The sequence below is a fragment of the Abyssibacter profundi genome (assembly GCF_003151135.1).
Classification (GTDB): Bacteria; Pseudomonadota; Gammaproteobacteria; order Nevskiales; family OUC007; genus Abyssibacter; species Abyssibacter profundi.
This window is the reverse complement of sequence record NZ_QEQK01000014.1, coordinates 21,985-33,561: the sequence shown is the minus strand read 5'-3', so window position 1 is coordinate 33,561 and position 11,577 is coordinate 21,985. Positions and strand designations below refer to the sequence as shown.

The 11,577-nt window shown below is 63.6% G+C and carries 9 protein-coding genes; 4 read left to right on the top strand and 5 right to left on the bottom strand.

Features of this window, described 5'->3' with window-relative positions:
• Nucleotides 1-27: 27 nt before the first annotated feature.
• Together DEH80_RS14280 and DEH80_RS14275 are read left to right on the top strand one after the other, a co-directional pair.
• Entirely contained in the window at nt 28-1,407 is a 1,380-nt protein-coding gene (locus DEH80_RS14280; RefSeq protein ID WP_207774618.1) for a DUF1329 domain-containing protein, read from the top strand.
• A 111-nt stretch (nt 1,408-1,518) separates the two neighbouring features.
• The gene (locus tag DEH80_RS14275) at nt 1,519-2,664 is read left to right on the top strand and encodes an acyltransferase family protein (RefSeq protein WP_109721188.1); all 1,146 of its coding nucleotides are present in this window, start codon (nt 1,519-1,521) and stop codon (nt 2,662-2,664) included.
• A 61-nt stretch (nt 2,665-2,725) separates the two neighbouring features.
• Here DEH80_RS14275 and DEH80_RS14270 read toward each other — a convergent pair whose 3' ends face one another.
• Both DEH80_RS14270 and DEH80_RS14265 read right to left on the bottom strand, forming a co-directional pair.
• Nucleotides 2,726-3,490 carry an SDR family NAD(P)-dependent oxidoreductase gene (locus DEH80_RS14270; RefSeq protein ID WP_109721232.1) on the bottom strand — a complete coding sequence of 255 codons (765 nt, stop codon included), beginning with the start codon at nt 3,488-3,490 and terminating at the stop codon, nt 2,726-2,728.
• Nucleotides 3,491-3,665: 175 nt separating this feature from the next.
• Entirely contained in the window at nt 3,666-4,166 is a 501-nt protein-coding gene (locus tag DEH80_RS14265) for a hypothetical protein (protein WP_133249255.1), read from the bottom strand.
• A gap of 149 nt (nt 4,167-4,315) precedes the next feature.
• On the opposite strand from DEH80_RS14265, the gene DEH80_RS14260 reads away from it, so the two are divergent.
• Complete coding sequence (locus DEH80_RS14260; protein ID WP_109721186.1) at nt 4,316-5,041, top strand: hypothetical protein; 726 nt, start codon at nt 4,316-4,318, stop codon at nt 5,039-5,041.
• 3 nt (nt 5,042-5,044) lie between these two features.
• Here the strand turns inward: DEH80_RS14260 and DEH80_RS14255 are convergent, their stop codons facing one another.
• The 3 genes from DEH80_RS14255 to DEH80_RS14245 form a co-directional block, all read right to left on the bottom strand.
• Nucleotides 5,045-5,473: a hypothetical protein gene (locus DEH80_RS14255; protein WP_109721185.1), complete on the bottom strand. Its 429-nt coding sequence runs from the start codon at nt 5,471-5,473 to the stop codon at nt 5,045-5,047.
• Nucleotides 5,474-5,754: 281 nt separating this feature from the next.
• Entirely contained in the window at nt 5,755-9,156 is a 3,402-nt protein-coding gene (locus tag DEH80_RS14250) for a PKD domain-containing protein (RefSeq protein WP_133249254.1), read from the bottom strand.
• A gap of 279 nt (nt 9,157-9,435) precedes the next feature.
• The gene (locus tag DEH80_RS14245; protein WP_109721231.1) at nt 9,436-10,770 is read right to left on the bottom strand and encodes a spinster family MFS transporter; all 1,335 of its coding nucleotides are present in this window, start codon (nt 10,768-10,770) and stop codon (nt 9,436-9,438) included.
• A gap of 160 nt (nt 10,771-10,930) precedes the next feature.
• Here DEH80_RS14245 and DEH80_RS14240 point away from each other — a divergent pair, with 160 nt between their 5' ends.
• Entirely contained in the window at nt 10,931-11,572 is a 642-nt protein-coding gene (locus tag DEH80_RS14240; RefSeq protein ID WP_109721183.1) for a TetR/AcrR family transcriptional regulator, read from the top strand.
• Nucleotides 11,573-11,577: the final 5 nt, after the last annotated feature.

Below are 11,577 nucleotides of genomic sequence, written 5' to 3'. Positions count from 1 at the left end.
CGCGAACCGAATCTCATGGAGAGCACCATGCAAGCACGAACCAATCGACTGCTGACAACCGCACTGGCGGCCACGGCAGCCATGGCGACGGCCCTGCCCATGCTGGCAGGGGCCGCTGTCTCCGAAGCCGAAGCGGCACGCCTCGGCCAGGACCTGACACCGATGGGCGCCGAAAAAGCCGGCAACCGCGCACTGGGCATTCCGGCCTGGGATGGCGGCATCACGGAAGTCCATCCTGACTTTGAACCCACGAAGCACTATCCCAACCCCTTCCCGGACGATGCGGTCCAGTTCGTCATCACCGGGCAGAATGCCGATCAGTACGCCGATCACCTCACGCCCGGCCAGATGGCGCTGCTCAAGCAGTACCCCACCTGGAAAATGAAGGTGTATCCGAGCCGGCGCACCGCATCGTTCCCGCAGGGCATTTATGACGCCACCCGCGAGAATGCGACCAAGGTGACCCTGGTTGACGGCGGCAACGGGTTTACCGGTGCCACCTCGGGCATTGCGTTCCCGATTCCGCAGAACGGCACCGAGGTGATCTGGAACCACCTGACGGCCTACAAGGGCGACACCTGGGGCACGAGCTGGGCCCAGGCACCGGTGACCACCGGCGGGGACTACAACCTCGTGGAGTTCGACTACGAGTACGACTTCATCTACGGCAACCAAAGCAAGACCGCCAGTCAGCGCCAGGAGAACCTGCTGCTGTATTTCCTGCAGGCCATCACAGCTCCGCCGCGCCTGGCCGGTTCCATCCTGCTGGTGCATGAATACGCCGACCAGAACGCACAGCCCCGCAAGGCCTGGGTGTACAACCCCGGCTCACGCCGTGTGCGGTTGGCACCCAATGTGGCCTACGACAATCCGGGTACGGCCTCGGACAGCCTGCGCACCAATGACGACTTCGGCATGTTCAATGGCGCCACCGACCGCTACAAGTGGGAGATCATCGGCAAGAAGTCGATCTACATCCCGTACAACACCTACGAGCTGAACAGCGACAAGATCAGCATCTCCGATGTCATCCGCCCGGGACATATCAATCCCGAGTATGCGAGGTATGAGCTCCATCGCGTCTGGCATGTACGAGCGACGCTCAAGGATGGCACCAGCCATATCTACAAGCGCCGGGATTTCTACCTGGATGAAGATAGCTGGGCCGTGCATGTTGTCGACAAGTACGACAATCGCGATCAGCTCTGGCGTGTGGCCGAACTGCACTCGCTGAACTTCTACGATCTGCCGATGCTATCCGCCGGTGTCGAGGTTCATCACGACCTCAATGCCAAGCGCTACATCGCCATGCGACTCACCAACGACTACGACGTGGTCTACAAGCCGATCGAGGCCACCGAGAACGATTTCCGTCCGGCTGCTTTGCGGTCGCGCGGTCGCCGATAGGCCTTCCTCCAGGAGGCACCTCTGGCGCGGCAGCTTCGGCTGTCGCGCCTTTTTTGTGCCCGCAGCCCAGCCGCGCTCTACACTGACAGCTGCTGCTTTGACTGCCCGACCGTGCCCCACGCCACAGCAACCCAAGCTGACTTGACGCCCGATCATGTCCCGGCCCTGGATGGGCTGCGGGGCGTGGCCTTGCTGCTGGTCATGGCCTACCACGGCAATCTGCTTGGCGCGGGCTGGCTGGGTGTACAGCTGTTCTTCGTCCTGTCCGGCTTTCTGATCACGCGCGTCCTGCTACGCGAACCCGACGCCCCGGCCGGTGCCCAGCTACGCGGGTTCTGGCTACGCCGCGTTCTTAGAATCGCACCGGCCTACCTGGTCTTCCTCGCGGTGTTGGCCGGGATCGCGCCCTTCGCAGAGCGGCCGCCTGCGGCACGTGAATGGGCGATGGCGCTGAGCCTGACTTACAACATCGGCCAGGCCGGCGGCTGGATTCCCGGCTCTCACTGGCTGGGACACGTCTGGTCGCTATGCGTGGAGGAGCACATTTATCTCGTCTGGCCGCTGCTAATCATCGGACTCAAAGGCCCCCGACTGGGCGCCGCCCTGGTTGCGTTGTTTCTACTGGGGCTGGTCACGCGCATCCTGATGGCGAGCCACGGCGGGGCAGCGTTCTCATCACCCCATGCGCTGGCCCTGCTGACCACCAGCCACCTGGACGCCTTTGCTGCGGGCGGTCTGGGTGCCTGGTGGTTGTCCGCTCGACCCGGCGCGTATCCGCCTGGCTGGTGCGTCGCCGTGGCCGGCCTGCTGCTGGCAAGCGCCGGCGGGCTGGTCCCCGACAATCCGGTTTGGGCGCCGGCGCAGCAGTTCGGTGCCTGGGCCACGCTGGGGTGGCCGAACACGCTGCCCAATGGGCGGCAGTTCCTGTGGGGCTATAGCCTGTTCAACATAACCGTGACCTTGCTGCTGGTCTGGCTCACCGGCCGGGCGCCCCAATGGCCGCCCCTGGTGCACCCGGCGCTACGCCGGGTCGGGCGCGTGTCCTACGCCGGCTACCTGTGGCACTTTCCCCTGGCGCATGCGCTTTCACCGTTGGTGTTCACGCTGCACCACTGGACCGGCGCCGGCTTCTACGCCTGCCTGCTGATGTGGTTTCCGCTCTTCGCCTTCTCCACCTATGCCGCCGCCGAGCTGTCCTACCGGCTTGTCGAACAACCCTTTCTGCGACGCAAACATCGGTGGCGGCCCTCGCAGTAGTCCACCGACTTCGAGCGGCACCGCTTGATCAGGTTGATCCGCCGGTCGATCAGCCCGAGCTTTAGATCATCATGCCGCCAGAGGCTTCGATGCACTCGCCCGTGACCCATCGGCTCTCCGGACTCAGCAACTGCGCCATGACGACGCCGAGGTCTTCGGGGCGACCCGCACGCCCCAGAGCCGTATTGGCCGCAACCTGGGCGTTGATTTCCGGGTTGTCACGCACGGCGCCACCACCAAAGTCGGTCTCGGTGGCACCTGGTGCAATGGCGTTAACGGATAGACCACGTGGTGCCAACTCTTTGGCCATGTAACGCGTCATCACCTCAACCGCACCCTTGGCCGCACCATAGGCCGTGTGGCCCGGCAGGCAAAATCGCGCCAGTGCAGACGAGACGTTCAGGATGCGGCCACCATCACGCAGCTGTGGCAGTAGCGCCTGGGTCAGAAAGAACGGACCTTTGACGTGCACGGCCATGAGGGCATCGAACGCAGCCTCGGTGGTCTGCTCGAACGGCCGGTTCAGGCTGTGACCCGCGTTATTCAGCAGCGCGTCGAAGTCGGTCCGGTTCCATTGCTGTTGCAGCCGCTCGCGGACTGCGGTGACAAAGGCCTCGTATGAGCCGACATCCGCCACATCCAACTGCAGCGATGCGGCCTGTCCTCCCTGCGCCTGGACGGCCTCGACCACCGAGCGAGCGGCACCGGCCTGATCCCGGTAGGTGATGATGACGTCGTCACCTTGATCCGCCAGCGCCAAGGCCGCTGCCCGTCCCAGACCTCGACTACCGCCCGTGATTAGGACGACCTGCTTGGGGTGTGACATGGAGACCTCCTGCTTGGTCACAGACCCCTTCAGGGAAACATTGATGAACACACACCACCAAATGGCCGGTCGAGCGCTAGATGCGAGGCAGGACCACCGATCATCCCGTTAAGCTCGAGCCCGAGCAGGTCGCTCGGGCGCGCCCCCGCGCCGCCCCCCTTTTGGAGCCAACTGGCTAATACCGGAAGTAAACTGCCTCGAAATCCAGGTAGCGATGCCGCCTCGCCGGCGAGCGACAGTCGTCGTAGCCAGCCCCCTGGAAATCCCCGAGTACGAAGGTCTCATACACCGGGTCGTGGTCGATGAGCGTGTAGCAAGTGAACTCGCCTTCGAAGTCGAGACGCTCGGCGCGCACGCCATCAGCTGTGGTCGTCCAGCCCTCCAGGTAGATCTCCCCTTCGCTCACCACGACATCCAGCGGCGCGCCGCCGCAATTATCGGTGGCGTAGGTCTCGTAGGCCCCGAAGTAAGCGCCGTCCCAGAAGCTGAACGTGTCGATGTAGCTGCGGGCATCGTAGGGGTCATGCGGATCAGCGTCGTAGATGAGCTGACAGCCTGTCCCCCAATCGCCATTCAGGCGGGCTTCAGGCAGGTGATCGGAATGGCTGTGGTGATAGCCACATGCCGATGCCAGCAGCAAGGGTATGAGTACAAGCAAGCGCCAGTGAGAACGCATCTGGGCCTCGATTTGCGGCCAGCGCCGCCTGTGGGTCGGCCTCTTATCAAACCGATGCACGCTGACAGGCGCCTGACAGACATCCGGGCTTGTCCGGATTGGGTGCGATTCTTCGTTCTGGAATAGCCCCCCTGAGAACGGACCCCACCTTGACCCGGCTTCTGCTGATCTGCTGCCTGCCTCTGGCGGGCTTGCTCACCGCCAGCCAAGTGGCACCACAATGGTTCCAGGCCACGATTGCTCAACCGGCGCTCGGTTGGGCAAGTGCAGTCGACGATCAGGGTCTAACGCCGTCGCCAGCGCCCGACCACGCCCAGCCGGCGCGTGCCACCAACCCGCCGGCAGGCGCCGCGGCAGCGCAGCCACGCGCCACCACCACACAGTCGGCGATGACTCTGCTGCAAGCCTGTCAGGGTCGGGCAACGACCGACCTGGACCGGCGGCGGGCTTGCCTAGCGTTCGAACTGCGGCGTCAAAGCCTGCGCGAGCAATGCGTCTCCAGTGCCCGGTCCGGCCAGGCGCCGGGGCTCAAGGACCACAACCCCTGCGATCAGTACGCCAGATTACTCAAACACGCGCAGCCACCCGCCAAGCCGTCGCCGTCTCGCGCGGCCACTTCGGCGAGCACTCAACGCCAACCGTCACCACCGAAGCAGGCACCGACGCCACGGGTCTACGTAAATCAATGCACGCAACTGCAATACGGCTCCATCCGGTACCGGGAATGCAGGGCGAAGGAAAAGCAGCGTCTGATCGACCAATGTCGGCGCACGCGTGAAAAGCTGGAATGGACGGTCGGTCCGCGCAGACAACCGCTACGCGCGCTGGCCCGCGCGCAGTGCAAGGAAGCGGATCGTTACCAGATTATCCGGTAACGCCTACAACACACCCGCCAGCAGGACCGCCGTGCCACCGATCTCGCCGGCGATCAGTCCAAACATGTAGACGCGGATCAGCCCACCCGGCACGGTCTTGTGACCCAACCGGTGGGGGCGTGCCAGTTGGTTGTCTGTGTCACGCAGCCAGCCATGCAAGGCATAGGTCGCGACGGCGGACGCGAAGAACAACACCGGGATGATCACCGCCCAGAGATTCACCACGGGGCTCCAGCGGCTATGCAGCGCCAGCTGCTGTAGCACCAGGCAGGCAAAGGCGTACATCAACGCCGTGCGATGACAGACATCCACGTAGACCGGGGCCTGGGCATCGGCCGCACGCATCATGTGGTGGTACTTCCAGATGCCGGTGATCATCCCGACCAGTAGAAAACTGCCGGCGGCCGACAAGGCCAAGTGGGCTGCGGTCATGCATTGCTCCGTTGGTTTTGGCGAGCCGGTCACAAACCGGCCTCGCAATGGAATCGTCGCTCCTCACGAGCTGTGCACCGGCCCGAAACGCCGCGTCCACACGCTGATCGGGGTGTTCGATGAGGGGAGTGGCGCTCCATCCTGCCCTGTCACGCCCCTTCCCTGTCGATGCCGCGCTGACCGCGCAGCATCTGGCTCAGATGCCCCATCTCATCACAGATTGCACGGCGCACAAAAAAGCCCCGCCGAAGCGGGGCTCTTGTCATACACGCTCGCGTCAATCAGACCGCGGGACGCATCCGACGCCGGAGCAGGCCCGACGCCATGAGCGACAGCAGCAGCCAGCCGCCCAGCGCACCTGACCCGCCACCCGAGCGGCTCGACGGCACGTCGTTCGTGCCCGATGCGCTGGCCTGTACCGCCTGCGACTTGGCGGAGGAGAACTGCTGGGCACCATCGCCATCCGTGAACTCGACAGTGACCTCCGGTTCGTAGGTTCCGGCCGTCACGTAGACATGTTGCACGATGGCGTTGTCGGTTTGGATCACCGTCCCATCATCAAAGTCGAAGGTGTAGCCAGTGATGGTGAAGCCTTCGGCCACCGTCGTCAGCGTGGCATCGAAGACCACCTCCAACGGCACCACAGGATTGGCACGATCGTAATCGACCACCAGGCGTGCGGCGTTCTCAACCGGCCGCTCCCCGGCATCCACGGTGACGGTCGTCGTGACTTCCGTCGAGCCGGCCGCGGCGTTGCCATTGGCGTCACGCACCACAACGTCGGGGCGGAACGTGCCCGCCGCACCATAGCGATGCGTGATCAGGCCATCTCCATCCGCATCGAAGGTCGCTGCGTTGACATCTCCCGTCGTGTCATCCCGGAAGAAGAACGTGAACTCCGGCGATTCCAGCGGCTGGTGGTTCAGCTCGGATTCGCAGGCTGACGCACACTTGTACGAAGCGCTGGCGTCGAAGGCCACGGTCAGGCCGTCTTCGCCCACGAGATGGGAGATGACGACGAACACATCGCCCGGTGCGGCCCCATTGGTGGCGCCACATTCATCCGCCGGGTCCTCAGGACAGGGGTCGGCGTTGTCACCCACGCCATCCTGATCGCTGTCCAGGGTCTCTGTGGGATCGTTCGGGAAGGCGTCGTTGACATCCGGCACGCCGTCGCCGTCGGTGTCCACCAGGACGCAACCCGTCTCGGGACAGGTGACGTGGACGGTGACCGTGAACGGCTGATTGGCCGCGCCCAGCTGCTCCTGAATCTGAATCAGGTACAGACCCTGTGGCGGCGTGGCCAGGCTGACGTGCAACTCGCCATCACTCAACGGTTCACTGCCAAACTCACCTGCGAAGAAGTCCGGACCTTCCATGGCAACCAAGTTGCCGTCAGGGCCGTAGATTCGCATGGAGTGCTGGGTGCCCTGCGTGGCGCTGAGCGTGAACTCGATCAGGTCGTACTCGAACGCACCCGGCAACTGGTAGCGGTACTCGCTGGTCGCGAAACCGTCGGAGCCAGACCCTGCACCCAGGCCGACCACCGGCGTGACGACCGTTGCGCCCGGACCTTCATAGCGGGCGACCTCATTGCGACCCCCAGTCGGCGGTGCATCCGAGGTTGGGCCGGTTTCGCAGGCATCACCCACCCCGTCATCACCGGTGTCACGCTGGTCGGCGTTGGGCACCGTGGGGCAGTTGTCGTCCGCGTCATCGATACCATCGTCGTCGATGTCGGTATCCGGCGCGCAGTCATTCGTCGGGTCTTCGGGGCATTCGTCGTCTGCATTCGAGACGCCGTCACCATCGAAGTCACCAGCCGGATCGTAGGTTTGTCCACCCGGATCGTTAGCGGCGGGATACGGCGCGGGCAGGCCGGAGTCACAGTAGATGAACGGATCGTCGTCCAGCGGCTCGGAACGATCCCCCAGGCCTACGGCGGGAACCAGCGGCGAAAGCGTATCCCAGTACAGCTTGCGCTCCTGCACCAAGGTGGTCTGGAACTGACAGAAATCCTGTGGCTTCACCCGCGGCGAGGCCGCCAGACCCAGATGCGTTAAGGCCGCATTGACCACGCCTCGGGTTGGCGCTGCGGTCAGGTCACCCCAACCGGTCTGCAACCAGGGGGCGACGGGATTAATCGGCTGTGCGCCCAGATCGTCCAGCACCGCAGCAACCGGGTCGTAGTCATCCACCGTCGGGACGTACGCGGCCTCTTCGAGCGAGCGCCGGATAATCCAGTTCGTCAGATCAAACTCGCCGACGCTGTCATCAGCCAGCACCATGTACGGCACATTATCGACCTTCTTGATCCCGCCCAGGTGGCCATGTGCGCGGCGCGCTTCCAGCAGAACCTTGGATGCCACACCCGCTGCGCGCGGCGTGGAGAAGCTGGTGCCGCCATAGGGTGCCAGACCGGTCACGCAGTCCATGCACCGGGCCAGGTCCTGGGTGAAGTCGGAGATGAAATCGGGCAGGTTGCCGGAGACCGTTGTGCGACCGTTGGAGGTATCTTCCTCCGACCCGGACACACCGATGGACCACCACGGACCCGCGCCGGCACGACCCGGCGTAAAGCCCGGGGCATTGCCACCGGACGAGAAGTGCAGCTTGCCGTCATACACCACGCTCTTGAAGCTCTGGTGGAAACTCCAGAGTTCGGGCGGGAAGACACCAGCGGCCCCGATGCCGTAGCTCGTCGAAATGATGTCGACAGCCGGATCGCGGAAAGCGGCCACATGCGAGGCATCGTTGGCCAGCGCGCCTTCGGTCTCCAGGAACAGGATCACCGCTTCCGGATTGGCCTTGAGCACGGCCGAGCTGGTCCCAACACCATGCGGACTCTTGTCGGTGGTCGGTACCAGCAGCGGATGCGGATTGCCATCGTCATCGTTGCCAGCAAACGACTGGGCAACGACATTGGTGCCCACAAAGTAGTAGCGCTGACCGCGCTCGATCTTGTCCCAGACCCGCTCCTGGTCAGCGGCGATGCGCTCGGCCAGCGTGCCGGTACGGGTCAGTTCGAAGACATTCTCGGGCGGGACGCCCAGCTCGACGAGCATATCGTCGGAGAGCCCCTGTGGCGCCGAGTTCGGATACCCCTCACCGCCGGCATAGTAGAAGCTGTGGTAGAGGTTGATCGCACTGTCGATCACCGCGACCACCACCCGGGTTTCCTCCTCGAAACTCGGTTGTGTGGTCACCGGGGCGAAACAACCACCCGCCGTGGTACAGCGGGCCGTGGCGCTGGCCGTGAACGCGGTGTCGTAGTTGGTGTAGCTCTTGACGACGGCGGTGTAGGCGCCAACCGGCGAGCCAACCGTCGCAGCTTCGAAAGCCGGCCCCGTGCCATCGTCTTCCGCATTGAACTTGCCGGAGCTGGCCACGACGAACTGCCGCTCATCAACCACATCGAGGTCAAGATCCTCGATGACATTGTCCCAGCTCACGACGACATCCAGCGCATCGTAGGCGCAATCCAGCGCGGGCAAGGCTTCCCGCGTCTGTGCGGCATTCAGTCCGCCCGCCGCCGAAGGCGCGACCCCGGACCACTCATGCAGCACCAGCTCGTCGCCTTCTGCTGCACAGGGCAGCGCCTGGGCCTGCGCCTGAGCGCCAGCCCCTAATAACAACGCGGCAATAGCCGCACGCGGGCCCATGCCCGAAATTCGAATTCCCATCAGACTCCCCAGTCTCGCAGGCCAAGTTGTGAACGGCGGACGCCATGTCCAACCGTTAGTTGATCATCGAGGATCAGTCACCCGAGCATGGCGGAATTTATTCCCAGCTCCAAGATGGACCGATGAACGGCTGTCATCCGGACCGCCACCGCCGGACCGCAGATTTACGCGACGTCGTGACGAGATAGCAGCCGCCACCTGAAACAAGAATGCGACTTCGCGGCGCGGGCACCCAGCGGTCTGCCCCGCCGCCAGAGCAGGCGGCGGGGCACCAGATGTTTACTCGGCGGTCTGCGCGCGAATGCGGGCCAGACTCTCACGATAAGGCTTCAAACCCGTGGCCAATAGCGTGATGGCCACGGCGCCAGCCACCCCGCTGACGATGAACATTGACCAGCCCACCATGTTGTCGTCACCGAACAAAAAGTCCGTGACGACCGCGACTGCCGTCGGACCGATGCCCAGCCCAATCATGTTGACCAGGAACAGGTACAACGCCGACGCCTGACCGCGAAGTCGGTTGGGCATGATGTCCTGGATGGCGGTGGGCGCCACGCCAAACGGCATGCTGATGAAGAAGGTGGCCGGGATGAGAAACAGGCCAGCCACCATGCCGTTGGGCGACAGCATGTAGCCCGCTCCGAACGGAATCACCGCAATCGCAGCCAGCACGCCGACCCGCATCGGCGCGTCCGTACGACCCTGCGCCGTCCATCGATCCGACAAACGCCCTCCGAACACGATGCCAGCCGAGCCGAAGATCATGACGATGAGCCCGAACACCAGACCGATCTGGCCAATGGACCAGCCGTGGACACGCAAAAAGTAGGACGGAATCCAGGCAGCGGTGCCGTAGCTGCAGAAGGCGATCATCGCAAAGCCGATGTTGTGGCTGAGCACGGTGCGCCGATTAAGCTTGAGATAGGCCAGCACTTCCTTAATGGGTACGGAGGAGCTGGGGCCCGCCCCGCTGCGTACCGGTTCACGCACCATCAAGAATGCCGCGCTGAACAGCAGGCCCGAGAAGCCCAGCACATAGAACACCACCTGCCAGGGTCGGGTTTCGCCCAGCAGCGGCAACGTAACCGCTCCCTGGGCCGTCACGAATTCGACGATCAGCCCGCCCAGTAAAAAGGCGATGCCGGAGCCGATGTAAATCCCCATGGAGTACACGCTAATCGCCGTGGCGCGTTTCTCCGGCGGGAAGTAATCGGCAATCATCGAATACGCCGCCGGGGACAACGCGGCCTCGCCGACGCCGACCCCGATGCGGCAGAGAAACAGATACCAGTAGTGCTTGGCGAAGCCACAAAGGGCCGTCATTACACTCCAGACGATGATCCCAACCGTGATCAGCCCGCGTCGGCTCTTGGAATCGGCCATGCGGCCCAGCGGGATGCCCATGATGGTGTAGAAGATCGCGAACGAGAAACCCATCAGCAAGCTCATCTGGGTATCGGTAATTCCCAGATCCGCACGGATTGGTCCGACCATCAGGTTGAGAATCTGCCGATCGACGAACGAAAACACGTAGGCCATCATCAAGATGGCCACGACAAACCAAGCATAGGCTGGTGAGTAGCCGCCAGGGCTGACGGGCTTGGACGCTTGCATGGTGGTGTCTCCCCCCATAGTGCAGTGTTGGTAGTTTGTGACGAACCGCTTGGAGCCGGTGCCCGCCTCTCATGAGCGGATCACCGTCACTTGCCGCAACAAGTAAACACAGTGTATACCCCAGGAGACGAGCCAGGGTAAAGTCCCGATTCGGCCCGACATGAATCAGCACCGCCCAACCGACCCGATGCAAGCTGCCAAGCACCCCAGCACCACCCCACCGCCACCGCCGGACCGGCGCGAAGCCACGCGTCTGCGCATCATCAAGGGCGCGGCTGAGGTCTTCGGACAGCAGGGATTTGCCGGCACCAGCGTGCAGGCCATTCTCGATGCGGCCGGCGTCTCACGGCGCACGTTCTACCAATGCTTCTCAGATAAATCCGCCGTGCTGGCGGCCATTTATGAGCGGTCGCTGAATCATCTGTACGCATGCCGCCGGGAAGCCATGAAACATCCCGGCAGCGGCCCCGAACGCTTGCAGCGAGCACAGGCCGTGTACTTGGACTTTGTGGCCACTGCCGGGCCGGTCGTCCGCGTGATCACCACCGAAGCGCTGCGCCCGGACAGCCCGCTCTACGCGCTGCGGCTGACCATGCACCAACAGATTGAGGACCAGTACTGCGCCGTATTCCGCGAGGCGGAAGGCCGCGACCTGGACCCATTAATCGCTCGCAGCATCATCCTGCTGAGCGAGTCGTTGAGCATCCACATCCTGACCCAGCACCCCGATGACCCGGCGCGTCTTCAGCGCGCGGCCGCGGTGCTGAACCGACATATCGAACAACTACTGGCCGCGGAATAGGCCTG

Excerpts from the sequence above, each read along its gene's own strand:
- DEH80_RS14270 (WP_109721232.1), bottom strand. The coding sequence starts at position 3,490 with ATGTCACACCCCAAGCAGGTCGTCCTAATCACGGGCGGTAGTCGAGGT.
- DEH80_RS14245 (WP_109721231.1), bottom strand. The coding sequence starts at position 10,770 with ATGCAAGCGTCCAAGCCCGTCAGCCCTGGCGGCTACTCACCAGCCTAT.
- DEH80_RS14280 (WP_207774618.1), top strand. The coding sequence starts at position 28 with ATGCAAGCACGAACCAATCGACTGCTGACAACCGCACTGGCGGCCACG.
- DEH80_RS14240 (WP_109721183.1), top strand. The coding sequence starts at position 10,931 with ATGAATCAGCACCGCCCAACCGACCCGATGCAAGCTGCCAAGCACCCC.
- DEH80_RS14250 (WP_133249254.1), bottom strand. The coding sequence starts at position 9,156 with ATGGGAATTCGAATTTCGGGCATGGGCCCGCGTGCGGCTATTGCCGCG.
- DEH80_RS14265 (WP_133249255.1), bottom strand. The coding sequence starts at position 4,166 with ATGCGTTCTCACTGGCGCTTGCTTGTACTCATACCCTTGCTGCTGGCA.
- DEH80_RS14255 (WP_109721185.1), bottom strand. The coding sequence starts at position 5,473 with ATGACCGCAGCCCACTTGGCCTTGTCGGCCGCCGGCAGTTTTCTACTG.